Annotated in this window: 15 protein-coding genes, 1 tRNA gene and 2 pseudogenes; 7 read left to right on the top strand and 11 right to left on the bottom strand. The window is 70.7% G+C overall.

Features of this window, described 5'->3' with window-relative positions; translation table 11 throughout:
• Positions 1-11: 11 nt before the first annotated feature.
• Entirely contained in the window at positions 12-965 is a 954-nt protein-coding gene (locus H0S67_RS03250; RefSeq protein ID WP_180935424.1) for a cyclase family protein, read from the bottom strand.
• A 165-nt stretch (positions 966-1130) separates the two neighbouring features.
• Between H0S67_RS03250 and H0S67_RS03245 the strand changes: the two genes are divergently transcribed.
• Positions 1131-2000 (top strand): TetR-type transcription factor C-terminal domain-containing protein, encoded by an 870-nt coding sequence (locus H0S67_RS03245; RefSeq protein ID WP_246355085.1) that lies wholly within the window; start codon positions 1131-1133, stop codon positions 1998-2000.
• Between the two features lie 122 nt (positions 2001-2122).
• On the opposite strand, the gene H0S67_RS03240 is transcribed toward H0S67_RS03245, so the two are convergent.
• The gene (locus tag H0S67_RS03240; protein WP_180935423.1) at positions 2123-3400 is read right to left on the bottom strand and encodes a hydroxyacid-oxoacid transhydrogenase; all 1278 of its coding nucleotides are present in this window, start codon (positions 3398-3400) and stop codon (positions 2123-2125) included.
• Positions 3401-3462: 62 nt separating this feature from the next.
• Between H0S67_RS03240 and H0S67_RS03235 the strand changes: the two genes are divergently transcribed.
• On the top strand, positions 3463-4398 hold the full coding sequence (locus H0S67_RS03235; RefSeq protein WP_180935422.1) for a phosphodiesterase: 936 nt from the start codon (positions 3463-3465) through the stop codon (positions 4396-4398).
• Between the two features lie 7 nt (positions 4399-4405).
• On the opposite strand, the gene H0S67_RS03230 is transcribed toward H0S67_RS03235, so the two are convergent.
• Entirely contained in the window at positions 4406-5182 is a 777-nt protein-coding gene (locus tag H0S67_RS03230) for a ribosome hibernation promotion factor (protein WP_180935421.1), read from the bottom strand.
• A gap of 163 nt (positions 5183-5345) precedes the next feature.
• On the opposite strand from H0S67_RS03230, the gene H0S67_RS03225 reads away from it, so the two are divergent.
• Positions 5346-6470, top strand: a complete 1125-nt coding sequence (locus tag H0S67_RS03225; RefSeq protein ID WP_180935420.1) for a CapA family protein — start codon at positions 5346-5348, stop codon at positions 6468-6470.
• Positions 6471-6502: 32 nt separating this feature from the next.
• On the opposite strand, the gene H0S67_RS03220 is transcribed toward H0S67_RS03225, so the two are convergent.
• A tRNA-Tyr gene (locus H0S67_RS03220) sits at positions 6503-6584 on the bottom strand.
• A gap of 116 nt (positions 6585-6700) precedes the next feature.
• Here H0S67_RS03220 and H0S67_RS03215 point away from each other — a divergent pair.
• The gene (locus H0S67_RS03215) at positions 6701-7192 is read left to right on the top strand and encodes a YajQ family cyclic di-GMP-binding protein (protein WP_180935419.1); all 492 of its coding nucleotides are present in this window, start codon (positions 6701-6703) and stop codon (positions 7190-7192) included.
• A 154-nt stretch (positions 7193-7346) separates the two neighbouring features.
• Here H0S67_RS03215 and H0S67_RS03210 read toward each other — a convergent pair whose 3' ends face one another.
• The 4 genes from H0S67_RS03210 to H0S67_RS03195 are packed head-to-tail and all read right to left on the bottom strand — an operon-like array spanning position 7347 to position 11029.
• Positions 7347-8333, bottom strand: coding sequence for a sulfate/molybdate ABC transporter ATP-binding protein (locus H0S67_RS03210; RefSeq protein ID WP_180935418.1), 987 nt, complete (start codon positions 8331-8333; stop codon positions 7347-7349).
• Complete coding sequence (locus H0S67_RS03205) at positions 8330-9163, bottom strand: sulfate ABC transporter permease (protein ID WP_246355084.1); 834 nt, start codon at positions 9161-9163, stop codon at positions 8330-8332. Before H0S67_RS03205 ends, H0S67_RS03210 begins: the two co-directional genes overlap by 4 nt.
• Positions 9156-10004, bottom strand: coding sequence for a sulfate ABC transporter permease subunit CysT (gene cysT / locus H0S67_RS03200; RefSeq protein ID WP_180935417.1), 849 nt, complete (start codon positions 10002-10004; stop codon positions 9156-9158). The genes H0S67_RS03205 and cysT overlap by 8 nt, the downstream gene beginning before the upstream one ends.
• Before the next feature lie 2 nt (positions 10005-10006).
• Positions 10007-11029, bottom strand: a complete 1023-nt coding sequence (locus H0S67_RS03195; protein ID WP_180935416.1) for a sulfate ABC transporter substrate-binding protein — start codon at positions 11027-11029, stop codon at positions 10007-10009.
• A gap of 219 nt (positions 11030-11248) precedes the next feature.
• Between H0S67_RS03195 and H0S67_RS03190 the strand changes: the two genes are divergently transcribed.
• Entirely contained in the window at positions 11249-13159 is a 1911-nt protein-coding gene (locus tag H0S67_RS03190) for a 2-oxoacid:acceptor oxidoreductase subunit alpha (protein WP_180935415.1), read from the top strand.
• Positions 13156-14255: pseudogene (locus H0S67_RS03185) on the top strand (2-oxoacid:ferredoxin oxidoreductase subunit beta). The gene H0S67_RS03190 and the pseudogene H0S67_RS03185 overlap by 4 nt, the downstream one beginning before the upstream one ends.
• Positions 14256-14334: 79 nt before the next feature.
• On the opposite strand, the gene H0S67_RS03180 reads toward H0S67_RS03185, so the two are convergent.
• Complete coding sequence (locus tag H0S67_RS03180) at positions 14335-14775, bottom strand: hypothetical protein (RefSeq protein ID WP_180935414.1); 441 nt, start codon at positions 14773-14775, stop codon at positions 14335-14337.
• Positions 14776-14910: 135 nt separating this feature from the next.
• Here H0S67_RS03180 and rarD point away from each other — a divergent pair, with 135 nt between their 5' ends.
• Positions 14911-15819, top strand: a complete 909-nt coding sequence (rarD, locus tag H0S67_RS03175; RefSeq protein WP_219635449.1) for an EamA family transporter RarD — start codon at positions 14911-14913, stop codon at positions 15817-15819.
• 132 nt (positions 15820-15951) lie between these two features.
• Here the strand turns inward: rarD and H0S67_RS03170 are convergent, their stop codons facing one another.
• Positions 15952-16884, bottom strand: coding sequence for a polyprenyl synthetase family protein (locus tag H0S67_RS03170; protein ID WP_180936713.1), 933 nt, complete (start codon positions 16882-16884; stop codon positions 15952-15954).
• A gap of 74 nt (positions 16885-16958) precedes the next feature.
• A pseudogene (gene nuoN, locus H0S67_RS03165) lies at positions 16959-18523 on the bottom strand (NADH-quinone oxidoreductase subunit NuoN).
• Between the last annotated feature and the right edge of the window lie 6 nt (positions 18524-18529).

Genomic DNA, 18529 nt, shown 5'->3' with positions numbered 1-18529 from the left:
GGGGCGCGCCGTCACTTGATCGCGAGCGGGTTGACCGGCGAGCCGCTGGCCAGGTTCACCTTCAGCGGCGCGGCGGCGTAGAGGAAGGTGTACTGGCCGTCCTCGGCGCACGACGCCGCCAGCTTCTCCAGGTCGCAGATCTCGGTCAGGGTGACTCCCAAGTTGCGCATCAGCGCGCAGTGCAGCGGGAGCGCGGTGCCGTTCTCGGGGTCCGTGGTGACCTCGTTGGCGATGGTGTCGGTGACGAGGTTGGGGATCTCCATGTCCTGGAACCACGACACCAGCTCGGGGCTGTAGGTCAGGCCCGGCTCGCAGAAGCCCTCGTAGAACGCCTCGCCCTGCTCGAAGAACAGCTTGAGGAAGTTCGTCCGGATGATCAGGATGTCGTGCTTCTCGATCTCCGTGCCCTGGGCCTTGGCGCAGGCCATCAGGTCCTCATGGGTGAAGGTCTCGGCCTTGTCGAGGTTGTCCTTGCCCCGGTAGCGGGCCATGTCGAGCAGGATCCCCCGGCCCGCGACACCGCGCTCGGCGATCGGGGCCACGCTGGCCTTGTCGAGGCCGCCGACGGTGGTGCGGGCGTCGTACCCGTTCCAGATCTGGCCGCCGTACCAGACGTGGCCGAGCGCGTCGTACTGCGTGGAGCCCTGGAGGAAGGCGTCGATCTTGTCGTCGGCGTAGTGCAGGCCACCCGGGAATTGCGGAGCGTCCGCGCCGTCCCAGGAGGACTCGTCGAGGATCTGGGTGCGCTCGGCGGGTGCCCGGCCGGGCCACACGGGGTCACCCAACGGGTCGCCGATCAGGCGCTGGAGGGTGAAGACCTGGCCCGACTTGATGTGCTGCACCCCGCGCAGGACCTCCCCGGCCGTGAGGTAGTTCAGCGCACCGACCTCGTCGTCGGGGCCCCACTTCCCCCAGTTGGTCGGGGCGTCCTTGAGGAGCTCATCCATGGTGGGCACTTCGGTCATCTGAACCTCCGGCAGACAGAGCGATCGCTCGGCGAACTGAACAGGATGAGAGCAGCGTCACACGGCCTTCGCGCGGAAGTCAACGGAAAGGAGCCTGAGAATTGCCGGCAGCGACACGGCGGGCCGCACGACCGCGATAGATCCTTGTTCAGGTAATCTGAACTCGTGACCGACACCGAGGCTCCCACCGCGGGCGCCGCCGTACGCCGCCAGCGCCTCCTGCACGGCATGACCCTGCGCGAGCTGGCCTCGAGGCTCGACGTCAGCCCGGCGACCGTGAGCGCGATCGAGAACGACCGCACCGGCATCTCGGTCGACCGCCTGCGCCGCGTCGCCGCGGTCCTCGACGTCCCGGTCTCGGCGCTGGTCGCCGGGGCCGCACCGCAGGCCGCGCACCCCGCCCCCGCGATCCCGGCCGAGCCGACCGTCACCGAGCCGACCGGGCACTGGCGCGACTTCGCCCCGCTGCCGATCGACGGGGTGCTGGCCGGGGCGATCCGCGCCTTCGTGGCGATCGGCTACCACGGCGCCAGCATGCGCTCGATCGCGGAGCTGGCGAACATGAGCGTGCCCGGCGTCTACCACCACTACGCCAGCAAGCAGGACCTGCTGGTCCGGGTCTTCGACCTCACCATGACCGACCTGATCTGGCGGGTGGAGCAGGCCCGGGACGAGGGCACCGAGCCGGTGGCCCGGGTGGCGCTCTTCGTCGAGGCCCTCGCGCTCTACCACGCCCGGCGCAACGACCTGGCCTTCATCGGGGCCAGCGAGATGCGCAGCCTGGAGCCGGAGAGCTACCGGCGCATCGCCCGGCTGCGCACCCACGTGCAGGAGCTGCTCGACCACCTCATCGCCGACGCGATCGCGCAGCAGCGCCTCGGCGTCAGCCACCCCGCCGACGCCGGCAAGGCGATCGCCACGATGTGCACCTCGCTCGCCCAGTGGTTCCACCCCGACGGCCCGACCACCCCGGAGCAGATCGCGAAGGAGTACTCACGCTTCGCGCTCGGCCTGCTGGGCCACCACCCCGCCTGAGCACGCCGAGTCGGCGCAGGTGTACGACGTTCGGCGGACAACAGCGCCGACTCGGCGCTCTCTGGGCGTCAAGCAACGCCGACTCGACGCTCTCTGGGCGTCAAGCAACGCCGACTCGGCGGTTACCAGAGCTCGAGCGAGGCCCGGAAGATCCCGGCGAGGTCCTCGGCGGTCACGTCCTTGGGGCAGGTCGTCAGCAGGCGCTGCTGCTTGAGGGTGCCCTCGACGAGGTCGTCGACGTCGTCCTCGCCGTAGCCGACCGCCCCGATGCCGTTGGGGATGTCGATGTCGCGCATCAGGTCGATGATCACGCCCGGCAGCGTGTCGGCGGAGCCGCCGTCGACCGACACGCTCGGGTCGAGCAGGGCGGCCGCCCGCAGGTGCCGCTCGGGAGCCGCGTCGAAGGTGAACCGGAACGCCTCCGGCGCCGTCAGCGAGACCGACATCCCGTGCGGGACCATCGCGTGCTCGGCCGGGTAGTCCTTGGGGTGGAAGTCGCGCACCCGACCGGCGATCGGGTAGCCGTTGGCGTGCGGGATGTGCACACCCGCGTTGCCGAAGCCCATCCCCGCGAACGTCGCCGCGAGGGCCATGTCGTGGCGGGCGTCGTGGTCGTCGCCGTGGTGGACGGCGCGACGGAACGACGCTCCCAGGAGCGACATCGCCTTCTCCGACCACATGTCGGCGATCGGGTTGGAGCCGCAGTAGGGCACCCGCTGCTCCGGCTGCTTGCGGTCGTACGTCGTGTACCACCGCGCCGTGTAGCTCTCGAGCGCGTGGCACAGGATGTCCATGCCGGAGGACGCGGTCACCCCGGGCGGCTGGGTGACGGTGAGGTCGGGGTCGATCACGGCCAGCGTCGGCCGCAGCCGCGGGTGGCTGATGCCCGTCTTCACCTTGAGGCTCAGCACGTCGAGCACGCAGACGGTCGTGCTCTCGCTGCCGGTGCCGGCGGTGGTCGGCACCGCGACCAGCGGCTTGAGCGGCCGCTCGGGGTTCGCGCCCTTGCCGACCGGCACGTTGATGTAGTCCATCAGCTCGCCGTCGTTGGTCATCAGCAGGTTGATGGCCTTGGCGGTGTCGATGCTCGACCCGCCGCCGACCGCGACGTAGGCGTCGAAGGGCCCGGCGTCGCGGGCGAAGTCGATGGCCTGCTGCATGCTCTCGTCGGTCGGCTCGACGTGGGAACCGTCGAAGACGAGCGCCTCGATCCCGAACCGGCCCATCTGGTCGGCCACCCGCTGCGGCAGCCCGGTCGCGGCGACACCCGGGTCGGTCACCACCAGCGCCCGCGAGACGCCGTACTGGGAGAGGTCGTAGCCGACCTCGTTGGACGCACCGGACCCGAACTTCAGCTGCGGGGCGCCATAGGTGAAGACCGTCTCGGACTGCTGCGACATCGTGTCCTCCTCGAGAGCGTGACCGTCCGGCCACCCTAGGCCGGGGTGACTAACCTGACGAGGTGCAGTTCGGCCAGTACCCCGCCCCGCGCCACGTCATCGCCCACGTCAGCGACCCGCACCTGCTCGCCGACCGCCTGCAGTACGGCGTCGTCGACACCGAGGCCGGGCTCGCCCGGTCCCTCGAGCGGCTGGCACGGCTCGACCCGCGACCCGACGCCCTCGTCTTCACCGGCGACCTCGCGGACCGCGCCGAGCCCGCGGCGTACGCGCGGCTCCGCGCGATCGTCGAGCCGGCCGCGGCACGGATGGGCGCGGAGGTCGTGTGGGTGATGGGCAACCACGACGAGCGGGCGCCGTACGCCGCCGCGCTGTTCGGGGCGGAGGCCGACGACGACACCCCGCAGGACCGGGTCCACGAGGTCGACGGCCTGCGGATCGTCGCCCTGGACACCAGCGTGCCCGGCTACCACCACGGCGACCTGACCGACGACCAGCTGGCGTGGCTGCGCGACGTGCTGGCCACCCCCGCGCCGCACGGCACGCTGCTCGCCCTGCACCATCCGCCGATCCCGGTGCCGACGGTGCCCGCGGCGCAGATCATCGAGCTGCTCGACCAGCCCCGGCTCGCCGACGTGCTGGCCGGCACCGACGTGCGCGGCATCCTCGGCGGGCACTTCCACTTCACGTCCTGGTCGACCTTCGCGGGCATCCCGGTATCGGTGGCGGCCGCGACCTGCTACACGATGGACCCGGCGCCGCTGGCGCGGTTCGTGTCCGGCGTCGACGGCCACCAGGCGGTCACGCTGATGCACCTGTACGACGACCGCGTGGTGCACACCGTCGTGCCGCTGGCCGAGGCGCCCGAGGTGACGGGGTTCCCCGCCGACGTGGCCGCTGCGGTGGAGGCGATGAGCCCCGAGGAGCGGCGCGAGCTGGTCTCCCGCAAGGACTCCCCGCTCAACACCGGCGAGCTCCGGATCGACACCACCCCGTAGGCGTCGCTCAGCCTCCGGCCTCGATCAGCCCGTAGTGCCCGTCGTACCTCCGGTAGAGCACGCGGCCGCCACCGCCGGCGGCGTCGACGTAGAAGACGAACGGCTCCCCGTCGGCGTCCATCCGGGTCCGTGCCTCCCCGTCGGTGAGGGTGGGCGGGGCCGGCTCGCGGGTCACCTCGGCGACGGCGTCCTGTTCGGCGCCGCCGCGGACGGCGTACCCACCCTCCGGCAGCCGACGGACCAGCGCGGGCTCTCCGGACGCCAGGTCGGTGTAGAGGTAGAAGTCGTGGTCCAGGAGGTCCATCTCCCAGGCCGCCTCGTCCACCGTCATCGGCTCCGCGGCGAAGGTCTTGCGCCGGAGCACCTCCCGGGACTCCGCGGGGCGGGGGAACCAGGGCTCCGCCTCGCGGGGCAGGTCCCCGTGCCGCCACTCGTGCTCACCGGCGATCCCGGTCCAGCGGTGGCGGGTCCGGGTGCGGTCACGCAGCTGCACCAGCTGACGTCGCAGCCGGGACTCCATCTCGTCGACCGCCTCGCCCATCGAGGCCGCGACCGCGTGGGCACGCAGCACGGCGCCCCCGACGTCGGCCGTCACCTCCGCGCGGTTCGACCGCGTCACGGCCGGGTCGGCCCGGCGCTCCAGGACGACGTGGGCGTGCAGGCGGCTGGGCCGCTCGCCGACCAGTGCCGCGGCCACCTTGTCCCGGGCGTAGTCCCGGGCGTGGCTCCCCACGTGGCCACGCAACGTCACCTCGACCGGCACCGACTCTGCCGAGACGGACATCGTCACCCTCCTCACGACCGGACCAGCCGGACCGGAGGTCCTGCGGAGCTGCCCTGCATCGATGCAAACCCGACGGGTCGGGCCACGGCGAGTGGCCAAGGTCCCGGCCTGGCGCGTCGGTCGACCCGCCACGCCGGTCGCCGGCCCGGCGGATGCTGGGCAGATGACCCCGGGCGACGGGACCCTCACGCTCCTGCTCTGCGGCGACGTGATGCTGGGCCGCGGCATCGACCAGGTCCTCGCCCACCCCGGCGACCCGACGCTGAGGGAGGCGTACGTGCGCGACGCGCGCGACTACGTCGACCTCGCCGAGGCCGCCAGCGGCCCGGTCCCGTGGCCGGTGGACGACGACTGGCCCTGGGGCGACGCCCTGGCCGAGCTCGGGTCGTCGGAGGCCGTGCGGATCCTCAACCTCGAGACCAGCATCACCCGGTGCGGCGACTTCGCCTCCGGCAAGGCCGTGAACTATCGGATGAACCCGGACAACCTCGGCTGCCTCGTCACCGCTCGGCCCGACGTGTGCGTCCTCGCGAACAACCACGTCCTCGACTTCGGCCGCCGGGGCCTGGCGGAGACGCTCGACGTGCTGGCCTCGGCCGGGCTCGCGTCCGCTGGTGCGGGCCGCGACCTCCTGCAGGCGCAGGCGCCGGCGGTGGTGGAGCGCGACGGCACCCGGGTGGCCGTGATCGCGCTTGCACACGCCAGCAGCGGGGTCCCGCGCTCGTGGGCGGCGGGAACCGACCGGTCCGGCGTGGACCTGCTCCCGGACCTGACCGACGCGACGGCCGCGAGGGTCGGCAGACGCGTCGAGGCGCAGAAGCGGCTGGGGTCGGTCGTGGTCGTCTCGGTGCACTGGGGCCCGAACTGGGGGTACGACGTCCCTCGCGACCAGGTCTCCTTCGCCCACCGGCTCGTCGACGCGGGTGCCGACGTCGTGCACGGCCACTCCTCGCACCACCCGCGCCCGCTCGAGGTGCACGACGGCCGCCTGGTGATCCACGGCTGCGGCGACTTCGTCAACGACTACGAGGGCATCGCGGGCCACGAGGAGTTCCACGGCGACCTGCACCTGCTCCACCGGGTCTCGCTCGCCCCCGACGGGGCCCTGCGCTCCGCCGAGCTGCTGCCGTACCGGTCGCGCCGGCTCCGGCTCGAGCGCGCCGGCCCCGACGACGTGAGGTGGCTGGAGGGCGTGCTGGACCGGACGAGCCGGGCGTACGGCGTCCGCGTGCGTCGTACTCCCGAGGGCCGGCTGGCGCTGGCCTGGGACGCCGAACCTCGGAAATGACCAACGCCCCGGTCCGGGGACCAGGGCGTCAGTGGCAGGTGAAGGATTCGAACCTTCGAAGGCAAAGCCGACGGATTTACAGTCCGCTCCCATTGGCCGCTCGGGCAACCTGCCTTGGGTGTCGACGGGACCGGCGTTTGGCCGTCCGACGACGAAGCGAAAGAATAGCGCAGCCCCGATCTCGGGAGAAAACCACGGGGCCCGTTGACCCCAGCAAGTGGAGGAGCACCATGGCCGACTCGTCGTTCGACATCGTGAGCAAGATCGATCGCCAGGAGGTCGACAACGCCCTCGGGCAGACCGCCCGGGAGATCTCCACCCGGTTCGACTTCAAGGGCACCGGGGCCACCATCGAGTGGCAGGGAGAGCAGGCCATCGAGATCTCGGCGTCCGCCGACGACCGCGCGACCGCCGTGCTCGACGTCTTCAAGGGCAAGCTGGTCAAGCGCGACGTGAGCCTGAAGGTCCTCGACGCCTCCGAGCCCCGGCAGTCCGGGCAGCAGAGCAAGATCTCGATCACGCTCAAGGAGGGCATCACCTCCGAGGACGCCAAGAAGATCTCCAAGCTGATCCGCGACGAGGGCCCCAAGGGCGTCAAGGCGCAGATCCAGGGTGACGAGCTGCGCGTCTCGTCCAAGAAGCGCGACGACCTCCAGGCCGTCCAGGCCCTCGTCCGCGGCCAGGACTACGACTTCGCGGTGCAGTTCACCAACTACCGGTGAGGCAGCGCGCAGCGCTGACGAACCGGTAGTCGGTGAACTGCCCAAGGAAGCCGAACCGAGCCGAGTCGGCGCTGTTTGACCGAGGAGCCCCAGGGCGACGAGGTCAAGCAGCGCCGACTCGGCGATCGGACGCCGACCCGTGCGTACGACGGGGTCAGCCGACCGAGGCGACGGACCGCATCGCGGGCACCGTGGTGGCGCCACTGGCCGGCGTCAGCCAGACCTTCGCGCCCTGGTCGAGCCCGAGCGAGCGCGAGCTGGTGCGGGTCATCACGACCGTGACCTCCTCGCCGGCGTCGGTGGTGACCGTGGCCCGGACCTCGAAGCCGACCCGCAGCAGCCGGGTGATGGTGCCGGGCGTGGCCCCCGCGAGCAGCGGAGTGGTCGACACGTCGATGTCGTGCGGGCGCAGGGTGAGACCGCCGAGCTGGGTGACCTCGCCGAGGAAGCCCATGACGAAGTCGTTGGCCGGCTCGTCGTAGAGCGTGTCGGGGGTGCCGACCTGCTCGACGCGGCCCTCGTTGATCACCACGATCTCGTCGGCGACCTCGAGGGCCTCCTCCTGGTCGTGGGTCACGAAGACCGTGGTCACGTGGACCTCGTCGTGCAGCCGGCGCAGCCAGTCACGCAGCTCCTTGCGGACCTTGGCGTCGAGCGCGCCGAACGGCTCGTCGAGGAGCAGCACCTTGGGCTCGACCGCCAGGGCCCGCGCCAGCGCCATCCGCTGCCGCTGTCCACCCGAGAGCTGGGAGGGCAGCCGGTGCGCGAACTGCTGCAGGTGCACCAGCCGGAGCAGCTCGTCGACCCGGTGGGCGATCTCGTCCTTCGGCCGCTTGCGGATCTCCAGGCCGAACGCGACGTTCTTGGCCACGGTCATGTGCTTGAAGACGGCGTAGTGCTGGAACACGAAGCCCACGTTGCGCTTGCGCGCCGGCAGCTTCGTGGCCTCCACGCCCTCGATGCTGATGGACCCCTCGTCGGCCGAGTCGAGGCCGGCGATGATCCGCAGCAGCGTGGACTTGCCACCACCCGACGGGCCGAGGAGGGCCGTCAGCTGGCCGGTGGGCAGGGACACCGAGACGTCGTCCAGCGCGACGAAGTCACCGAAGCGCTTGGAGACCTGGGAGACGTCGATACTCATTTCTTGCCTTCCTTCGGGCGGAGCAGGGCGACGACCACGAGGCACAGCACGGCCGCGAGGACGAGCATGAACGACACGGAGTACGCCGTGTCCTGCTCGAAGCCCTGGTACTTCTGCTGGACGAGGACGGTGGCGACCTGGGTCTCCCCGCCGACATTGCCGGCGACGACCTTGACCGCGCCGAACTCGCCGAGGGCTCGCGCGAGGCTGAGCACGACTCCGTAGACCACCGCCCAGCGGATGCCGGGCAGGGTGATTCGCCAGAACGTCTGCCAGGCGTTGGCCCCCAGGCTGCGGGCCGCCTGCTCCTGGTCCTCGCCGAGCTCCTCGAGCACCGGCACGACCTCGCGGACGACGAGCGGCAGGATCACGAAGCAGGTCGCCAGGATCATGCCGGGCATGGCGAAGACGACCTGCAGGCCGTGCGCCTCCAGCCACGGGCCGAACCACCCGAACTGACCGTTGTAGACCAGTACGAGCGCGAGGCCGACCACGACCGGGGAGACCGACAGGGGCAGGTCGATGAGGACCGAGAGCACCCGCCGGCCGATGAAGCGCTGGCGGACCAGCAGCAGGGAGATGCCGACGCCGAAGACGGTGTTGATGGCCACCGAGGCCACCGCGATCTGCGCGGTGAGCTGGAGGGCGTGCACGACGTCGGGGTCGGCGAGCGCCTCCTGGATGCCGGTCATCCCGTTGGCGAAGGTGTTCTTCACGAGGAACCAGGTCGGCCAGACCAGCAGCAGGAAGAGGTAGGCCACGACGACCAGCCGCAGGACCCACTTCACGACCGGCGAGCTGGTGGAGACGGTGGTGCTGGGGCTAGACACGACGCGCCACCCGCCTCTGCACGATGTCGAGCGTGACGATGGCCAGCAGCGCCACGACCAGCATCACGGTGGCCACGGCCGCGGCTGCCGCCAGGTTCCCGCCCTCGAGGAACGAGAACAGCCGCACCGAGACGACCTCGGTGCGCCCCGGCAGGTTGCCGGAGATCAGCAGCAGTGAGCCGTACTCGCTGATGCCACGCGCGAACGACAGCGCCGCGCCCGCGAAGATCGCCGGCACCAGCGCGGGCAGGATCACGCGCCGGAACGTCGTGAACCGGCCAGCCCCCAGGGAGGCCGCCGCGTCCTCGGCATCGGTGTCGAGCTCCTCGAGCACCGGCTGCACCGTGCGCACGATGAACGGCAGCGTCACGAAGGCCATGGCGAGCAGGACCGCCCACCGGGTGTTCTGGATCTCGACCCCGATCGGGCTGTCCGGGCCGTAGAGCGAGAGCAGCACCAGCCCGACGACGATCGTCGGCATGGCGAACGGGATGTCGATCAGGAGGTCGAGCAGGCCCATGCCCCGGAACCGGTCGCGGACCAGCATCCAGGCGATCATCGTGCCCATCACCATGTTGACCGCGGTGACGGCCAGCGAGGAGAGCACGGTCAGCTGCAGGGCGGACCGGGTCTGCTCGCTGGCGAGGACGTGCTCGAACGTCGACCAGCCGCCCCCGGCGGCCTTGACGACGATCGCGGAGAGCGGGATCAGGACCAGCAGGCTGAACCAGATCATGGCCACGCCGAGCCCGAGGCTCGACCCGGCAGTCAGGGAACCGGACGAAGCCGACCGGCGCCAGCGCGCCGGTCGGCCGTCCGCCACAGCGGAAGCGGTGGCCATGACTACTGGCCCGCCTCCGACTGGATCTTGGTCAGGATCCCGGTCGGGGCTCCGTCGGTGCCGTCGCCGAAGAACTTGTCGTTCGCGACGCCCCAGCCACCGAAGTCCTTGTCGATGGTGAGCAGCTTCTTCGGCTCGGGGAAGGGGTTGCTCGGGTCGTTGGCGCCCTCGACGGTGACGTCGCCGACGTCCTCGAGCGGGCGGTAGCCGGTCTCGGCGTAGAGCTTCTGCCCCTCCTTGCTCTTCTGGAAGTCCATCCACGACTGGGCGGACTTCGAGGCGTCCGTGGTGAGCGCGCAGGGGTTCTGGATCAGGATCGAGGAGTCGGGAACGACGTAGTCGAAGTCGGTGCCGTTCTGGCGGGCCAGGATGGCCTCGTTCTCGTAGGACAGCAGCACGTCACCGGTGCCACCGGTGAACGCCGTGGTGGCGTCACGCCCGCTGTCGGGCAGGGCGGCCACGTTGTGGAAGAACGCCTTCATGTACTTGTCGGCGTCGGCCGCGCTGCCGCCGTCGGCGAGGACGGAGCCGTACGCCGCGAGCAGGTTCCACTTCGCCGAGCCGGACGAGGCCGGGTTCGGCGTCACGATGCCGACACCGGGCTTGGTCAGGTCCGACCAGCTGGTGATGTGCTTCGGGTTGCCCGACTTCACCACCATGACGACGATCGACTGCGAGCACATGCCGTCGGTCGCGTTGTCCTTCCAGTTCTTGTCCACCATCCCGGCGTCGACGAGCCGGGTGACGTCGGGCTCGAGGGACAGGTGCACCTCGTCGGCGTCCTGCCCGGCCGCGACGGCACGGCTCTGGTCGCCGGACGCGCCGTACGACTCCTTGAAGTCGACACCCTTGCCGGCGTCGGTCTGCTGGAAGGCCTTGATCAGCTCGGCATTGGCCTGCTCGAGCACGGAGTACCCCACCAGGTTGACCGTGTGGGCGGTGTCCGCGCTCGAGGAGCCCGAGCAGCCGGTCAAGGCCAGCACCCCGGCGGCCGCAACCGCCGCAACCTTGATCGTTGTCTTCATCGCATCTCTTTCCCGCCCCGTGGAACCGGGGCCTTTCTCGGCAATGTCGGCAAGACTACTCGACTTACCTTTTTCAATGCGAATTGATGCGGCGTGTCGCGCATCACGGGTCCAGACAGGGAGACGGGTTCGGCTCGCTCGGGGGCGCGACTATCGTGGTAAGTCGTGTCGCCGAACGCTCGTGGTGACAGTCCGGAACAGCAAGGGAAGTGGCGCGTGGTGTCCAAGCAGGTCAAGCAGCTGGATCGGGTGATCATCCGGTTCGCCGGTGACTCCGGTGACGGCATGCAGCTCACGGGCGACCGGTTCACCCAGGAGTCGGCCGCGTTCGGCAACGACCTCTCGACGCTGCCCAACTTCCCGGCCGAGATCCGCGCCCCTCAGGGCACGCTGCCGGGCGTCTCGTCGTTCCAGGTCCACTTCGCCGACCACGACATCCTCACGCCCGGCGACGCGCCCGACGTGCTCGTCGCGATGAACCCTGCGGCGTTGCGGGCGAACCTGGCCGACCTGCCCAAGGGCGCCACGATCATCGTCGACACCCACGACTTCACCACGCGCAACCTGACCAAGGCCGGCTACACCGCCAACCCGCTCGAGGACGACTCCCTCGCGGAGTTCGCCCTGCACCCGGTGGACCTGACCGGGCTCACGGTCGCCGCGGTGAAGGAGTTCGGGCTGTCCCGCAAGGACGCCGCCCGGGCGAAGAACATGTTCGCCCTCGGCCTGCTGTCGTGGATGTACGGCCGCCCGGTCGACTCGACGATCACGTTCCTCGAGCGCCGCTTCGCCAAGGTCGCCGACATCCGCGACGCCAACATCACGGCGTTCAAGTCGGGCTGGAACTTCGGCGAGACCACCGAGGCCTTCGCGGTCTCCTACGAGATCAAGCCCGCTCCGATGCCGGCGGGCACCTACCGCAACATCACGGGCAACCTGGCGCTCGCCTACGGCCTGGTGGCCAGCGGGGTCCGCTCCGGGCTGCCGGTCTTCCTCGGCTCCTACCCGATCACCCCGGCCTCCGACATCCTCCACGAGCTGTCGAAGCACAAGGCGTTCGGCGTCACCACGTTCCAGGCCGAGGACGAGATCGCCGGCATCGGTGCCGCGATCGGCGCCGCCTTCGCCGGCAGCCTCGGCGTCACCACCACCTCCGGGCCGGGCATCGCCCTGAAGTCGGAGTCCATCGGACTCGCGGTGATGACCGAGCTCCCGCTGCTCGTCATCGACGTCCAGCGGGGTGGCCCCTCGACCGGCCTGCCGACCAAGACCGAGCAGGCCGACCTGCTGCAGGCGATGTTCGGCCGCAACGGCGAGGCCCCGGTGCCGATCGTCGCGCCCCAGTCGCCGGGCGACTGCTTCGACGCGGCGCTCGAGGCGGCTCGGATCGCGGTCACCTACCGCACCCCGGTGATGCTGCTCTCCGACGGCTACCTCGCCAACGGCTCCGAGCCGTGGCGGATCCCCGAGATCGACGACCTGCCCACGATCGACCCCGACTTCGCCACCGCGGCCAACCACCCGCTCGAGGACGGCGAGTCCGACTTCTGGCCCTACCTGCGCGACGAGGAGACGCTGGCCCGGCCGTGGGCCATCCCCGGCACCCCCGGGCTCGAGCACCGGATCGGCGGCCTGGAGAAGGGCGACGGGCACGGCAACATCTCCTACGACCCGGCCAACCACGACTTCATGGTCCGCACCCGCCAGGCCAAGGTGGACCGGATCGCCGACTCGCTGCCGCCGCTCGAGGTCGACGACCCGAGCGGCGAGGCGCGGGTGCTCGTGCTCGGCTGGGGCTCGACGTACGGCCCGATCGGCGCGGGCGTGCGCCGCGTGCGCAAGGCCGGCTACCACGTGGCGCAGGCGCACCTGCGCCACCTCAACCCGTTCCCGAAGGACCTCGGCGAGATCCTGGAGCGCTACGACAAGGTGCTGGTCCCCGAGATGAACCTCGGTCAGCTCTCGATGCTGCTGCGCGCGAAGTACCTCGTCGACGCCGTCGGCTACAACCACGTCCGGGGGCTGCCCCTGAAGGCTGCCGAGCTCGCCGAGGCGATCGGCGAGCTGGTCGCCCAGGCCGAGGGCGTCGACGTGGACCTGACCGCACCCGCCGAGGAGGCGATCTCATGAGCACGACCGAGCTGCCCTTCCCCGGCCTGCGCTCGGGCGTCGAGCTGGTCCCGACCACCGACACCCCGCAGACCGGCAAGGACTTCACCAGCGACCAGGAGGTCCGCTGGTGCCCCGGGTGTGGCGACTACGCCGTGCTCAAGGCCGTCCAGGGCTTCCTGCCGGACCTCGGGCTGCGCCGGGAGAACATCGTGTTCGTCTCCGGCATCGGCTGCTCCAGCCGGTTCCCCTACTACCTCGACACCTACGGCATGCACTCGATCCACGGCCGCGCGCCGTCGATCGCGACCGGCATCGCCACCGCCCGTGAGGACCTGTCGGTCTGGGTGGTCACCGGGGACGGCGACGCGCTGTCCATCGGCGGCAACCACCTGATCCACGCGCTGCGCCGCAACGTCAACATGACGATCCTGCTGTTCAACAACCGGATCTACGGCCTGACCAAGGGTCAATACTCCCCCACCTCCGAGGCCGGCAAGATCACCAAGTCGACCCCGATGGGCTCGCTGGACCACCGTTCAACCCGGTCTCGCTGGCGCTCGGGGCCGAGGGCTCGTTCGTGGCGCGCACCATCGACTCCGACCGCAAGCACCTCACCTCGGTGCTCTCGGCGGCCGCGGCACACCGGGGCACGTCATTCGTGGAGATCTACCAGAACTGCCCGATCTTCAACGACGGCGCCTTCGACGCGATCAAGTCGCCCGACACCAAGGCCGACGCCATCATCCCGCTGGTCCACGGCGAGCCGATCCGGTTCGGCACCCCGGACGGCTCGGGCCAGGCCGGCAAGGGCCTGATCCGCGACTCCCGCACCGGCGGCGTGAAGATCGTCGAGGTGGCCGACGTCGGCGAGCAGGCGCTGCTGGTCCACGACGCACACAACCCGGACCCGTCCACGGCGTTCGCGATCTCGCGGCTGACCGACTCCGGCTACCTCAACCAGTCGCCCATCGGCATCTTCCGCCAGGTCGAGCGCCCGGCGTACGACGACCAGGCGCGGGCGCAGGTCGACAGCGCGCGCAAGGCGGCCCCCGGTGGGGCCGAGGAGCGGCTGGCCGGGCTGATCGGCGGCGGCGACACCTGGACCGTCGTCTGAGCCTCGCTTCATGCGACAGGCCCCCACGGTCCGGTCGGACCGTGGGGGCCTGTGCTGCGAGGCGCGAGGCGCCCGGGCGTCAGATGCTGTAGGTGTACCAGACGCTGCTGTAGGACTTGCGGTAGTTGTTGGTCTGCGGCGTCACCGCGCGGAAGTACCACTTGCCCTGCCGCGGGGCGCCCACCTGGCTCTTCCAGTTGCCGAGGTCGGTCGTGCGGACCTGGTTGTAGACCTTCCAGGCGCCCTTCTTGCCGATCCGGCGCTCGATCTTCACCTTCTTGTTCGCGTACCGCGGCGAGCCCTTGACCTTGCCCTTGAAGACGATCTTGTGGGCGCCCACCTTGACCATCTTCGAGGTGATCTCGCGGGCGGGCAGTGTCTCACGGGCGGCCGACGCGGGCGTCGCGCTCGCGTGGGCTGCTGCGACGCCGTGATCGGCGGCGGTCGCGGACGAGGTGATGGCGAGCGGCGTGACGCCGCCGAGTGCGAGGCCGATGAGGCCGGTCAGAATGCGGTTCATCCGCATGGTTCCCCCTTGTGCTTCATGACGTGCTGATGAGTGGTGCACCCGTACCTTCCCACACGCGTCACACCCGGAACGCGAGTTGCGCGGGGTCCCGCCGGCGGGCACCGGGGGGCTGCCTATGCTGAGCCGGTGCCGGACTCCCGACGTGGCCTGCTGCTCGGGATCGCGGCGTACTCGCTGTGGGGCGCGTTCCCGCTCTACTGGCCGCTGCTGGAGCCGGCAGGGGCCGTCGAGATCCTGGCCCACCGGATCCTGTGGTCCCTCGTCACGATGACCGTGCTGGCGATCGTGCTGCGTCGCACCGGCCAGATCCGGGCCCTGCTGGCGGACCGGCGGCGCCGGCTGCTGCTGACGGTGGCCGCCGTGGTGGTCACGGTGAACTGGGCGACCTACATCTGGGGGGTCAACAACGGACGCGTGGTGGAGACGTCCCTCGGCTACTTCATCAACCCGCTGGTCACGGTGCTGATGGGGGTCTTCATCCTGCGTGAGCGGCTGCGCCCGCTCCAGTGGGTGGCGATGGCCGTCGCCGCCGGTGCCGTCGGGGTGCTGACGCTGGACTACGGGCGCCTGCCCTGGGTCGCGCTGATCCTCGCCTTCTCCTTCGGCAGCTACGGCCTGGCCAAGAAGACCGCCAACGTCGAGGCAGTCGAGTCGCTCACCTTCGAGACCAGCGTCATCGCTCCGGTGGCGGCCGTCTACATCGTCTGGCTGATGGCCACCGGCCACTCCGACTTCGGCACGCACGGCACGGGTCACGCGCTCCTCTTCGCGACCACGGGCATCGTCACTGCCGTCCCGCTGCTCTGCTTCGGCGCCGCCGCGATCCGGGTCCCGATGGTGACCCTGGGGCTGCTCCAGTACCTTGCGCCGATCTTCCAGTTCGCCCTCGGCGTGCTGTGGTTCCACGAGGCGATGCCGCCGGGCCGTTGGGTCGGCTTCGGCCTGGTCTGGGTGGCCCTGGTGATGTTCACCGTCGAGGCCGTGAACCACCGGCGCCGCCAGCTCCGCCTCACGGTCGAGGCCAGCGCGGTCTGAGGACGCCGAGTCGGCGCAGATGTACCCTTCCAGCCCCCCGAGTCGGCGCAGATTGACGCTCGCGGTGTCAAGGAGCGCCGACTCGGCGTGTTCAGGGGTGTCAAGGAACGCCGACTCGGCGGGCCACGCGGGTCAGGTGGAGCGGATCGCCACGATGTCGGCGAAGGCCTCGAGGGCATCGCGGACCGGACCCCGCGGCAGCACGCCGAGCAGTGCCTTGGCCTCCTGCGCGCGGGCCACGACGTAGGCGCGGGCCTCGTCCATGGCGGGGTGCTTGCGCAGCAGGTCCAGGGTCTCGGCGTGCAGGTCGTCGTCGGTGAGGTCGGCGTCGAGCAGCTGCAGGAGGCGGCCGTCGGCGGGGTCCTGCGACGCGCGCGCCATCAGGACGGGCAGCGTCGGCACGCCCTCGCGCAGGTCGGTGCCCGGCGTCTTGCCGGACTCCCCCGACTCCGAGGCGATGTCGAGGATGTCGTCGGACAGCTGGAACGCGCAGCCCACGATCTCGCCGTACGACGTGAGCGCCTCCTCGACGGCGCGGCTCGCGCCACCGAACCGGGCGCCGTAGCGGGCAGAGGTCGCGATCAGCGAGCCCGTCTTCCCGGCCACGACCTCGAGGTAGTGCGCGAGCGGGTCCTCGTCCGGACCAGGCTTCACGGTCTCGAGGATCTGGCCCTCGACGAGCTTGGTGAAGGTCTCGGCCTGGATCCGCACGGCGTCGGCACCCAGCTGCGCGGTCAGCTCCGAGGACTTGGAGAAGAGGAAGTCGCCGGTGAGGATCGCGACGTGGTTGCCCCACCGCGAGTGGGCGGTGACCGCACCGCGGCGCAGGTCGGCCTCGTCCATGACGTCGTCGTGGTAGAGCGAGGCGAGGTGGGTCAGCTCGACCACGCACGCCGCCGTCACGACCTCGTCGGCGTCGGCGCGGTCACCCGCCTCCGCGGCGAGCAGCACCAGCAGGGGGCGGAAGCGCTTGCCGCCCGCCTCCATCAGGTGGCTCGCGGCCTCGGTCACGAAGCCCGCACGGCTGCGTACGTGCGCCTGGAGGGCGCTCTCGACCACCGTCATGCGGTCGCGCAGCCGCGCCGCGAGCGTCTCGTCCGTCACCGGCAGTGCCAGTCCGCCCGAGGCAGATCCTGTCGTCACCTGACGAATTGTCCCGCATGCGCGGCCAAGGTGAGAACCGGGCCGGGCACGACACCGAGAACGAGGGTCGCCAGGACCCCCACGCCGATGGTCCCCGCGGTCAGCAGCGACGGCTTCGTCACCGAGGCCAGCTCGCCGGCTGCCCCTGCCGTCGCGGAGCTCTCACCGTCCACGAAGAACATCAGCACGATGACGCGGACGTAGAAGAACACGGCCACGATGCTGCACAGGATGGCCGCGATCACGACCGGCCAGGCACCGGCTGCGAGCGCGACGGTGAACACCGCCCACTTGCCGACGAAGCCGGCCGTCAGCGGGATCCCGGCCATCGAGAGGAGGAAGAAGGCGAAGAGCCCGCCCAGCAGCGGCGCCCGACGACCGAGGCCGGCCCAACGGGAGAACTGGGTGGCCTCTCCCCGGAGTCGCGCACCAGCGTCACGACGGCGAAGGCGCCGATCATCGCGAAGCCGTACGTCGTCAGGTAGAAGAGCACCGCCTGCAGCGAGGTCACCTGCCCGGAGGTCATGTCCGAGGCGCTCTGCACGCCGAGGACACCCACGAGCAGGAAGCCGGTGTGGGCCACCGAGGAGTAGGCCAGCATCCGCTTCACGTCGGTCTGCACCACGGCGAGCACGGCACCGACGACCATCGTCAGCACGGCGACCACCCACAGCATCGGCTGCCAGGTCCAGCGGTCGGAGCCGAAGGCGACGTACAGCAGGCGCAGCATCGCGCCGAAGGCCGCGACCTTGGTGCACGCCGCCATGAACGCCGTGACCGCGGTCGGGGCGCCCTGGTAGACGTCGGGGGTCCAGGCCTGGAACGGCGCCGCACCGACCTTGAAGAGCAGGCCGACGGAGAGCATGCCCAGCCCGATGAGCAGCAGGGTCTGGTTCTGGGTGTCGTTGCGCACGGCCTCGTTGATGGCGGAGAGCTGCATCGAGCCCGCGAAGCCGTAGACGAGGGCGACCCCGTACAGGAAGAAGCCCGAGGAGAAGGCGCCGAGCAGGAAGTACTTCATCGCGGCTTCCTGGCTGAGCAGGCGACGGCGACGCGCCAGGCCGCACAGCAGGTAGAGCGGGAGCGAGAGCACCTCGAGTGCCACGAACATCGTGAGCAGGTCGTTGGCGGCCGGGAAGAGCATCATCCCGCCCACGGCGAAGAGCAGCAGCGGGTAGACCTCGGTGTGGTCCAGGCCCTGCGAGGACGCCTGCCGCTCGGCCTCGGAGCCCGGCAGCGCGGCCGCCTGGCCGGCGAAGGCGGACAGGCCGCCCTCGAGCCGGCGCTCGGCGAAGAGCAGCACCCCGCCGATCGCGAAGACCAGGATCAGGCCCCAGAAGAACACCGTGGGTCCGTCGACCACGATCGTGCCCTCGGCCGCGATGAGCCCGCGGGCCACGCCGCCCAGGGAGGTCAGGTCGCGGGCGATCAGGCAGGTCCCGACCAGGGCCGCCACCAGGCCGACGAGGGTCAGCACGGTCTGGGCCAGGTAGCGCCGCTCGCGGGGCAGGAAGGCCTCCACGAGCACGCCGAGGCACGCAACGCCGAAGACGACGAGCATCGGCCA

It is taken from the genome of Nocardioides ungokensis, from assembly GCF_013466985.1.
Lineage (GTDB): Bacteria > Actinomycetota > Actinomycetes > Propionibacteriales > Nocardioidaceae > Nocardioides > Nocardioides ungokensis.
The sequence above is the reverse complement of the archived record's forward strand: the minus strand, read 5'-3'. Positions and strand labels throughout refer to the sequence as shown.

Excerpts from the sequence above, each read along its gene's own strand:
- H0S67_RS03180 (WP_180935414.1), bottom strand. The coding sequence starts at position 14,775 with ATGAACCGCATTCTGACCGGCCTCATCGGCCTCGCACTCGGCGGCGTC.
- H0S67_RS03225 (WP_180935420.1), top strand. The coding sequence starts at position 5,346 with ATGACCCCGGGCGACGGGACCCTCACGCTCCTGCTCTGCGGCGACGTG.
- H0S67_RS03230 (WP_180935421.1), bottom strand. The coding sequence starts at position 5,182 with ATGTCCGTCTCGGCAGAGTCGGTGCCGGTCGAGGTGACGTTGCGTGGC.
- cysT (WP_180935417.1), bottom strand. The coding sequence starts at position 10,004 with ATGGCCACCGCTTCCGCTGTGGCGGACGGCCGACCGGCGCGCTGGCGC.
- H0S67_RS03170 (WP_180936713.1), bottom strand. The coding sequence starts at position 16,884 with ATGACGGTGGTCGAGAGCGCCCTCCAGGCGCACGTACGCAGCCGTGCG.
- H0S67_RS03195 (WP_180935416.1), bottom strand. The coding sequence starts at position 11,029 with ATGAAGACAACGATCAAGGTTGCGGCGGTTGCGGCCGCCGGGGTGCTG.
- H0S67_RS03250 (WP_180935424.1), bottom strand. The coding sequence starts at position 965 with ATGACCGAAGTGCCCACCATGGATGAGCTCCTCAAGGACGCCCCGACC.
- H0S67_RS03240 (WP_180935423.1), bottom strand. The coding sequence starts at position 3,400 with ATGTCGCAGCAGTCCGAGACGGTCTTCACCTATGGCGCCCCGCAGCTG.
- H0S67_RS03215 (WP_180935419.1), top strand. The coding sequence starts at position 6,701 with ATGGCCGACTCGTCGTTCGACATCGTGAGCAAGATCGATCGCCAGGAG.
- H0S67_RS03210 (WP_180935418.1), bottom strand. The coding sequence starts at position 8,333 with ATGAGTATCGACGTCTCCCAGGTCTCCAAGCGCTTCGGTGACTTCGTC.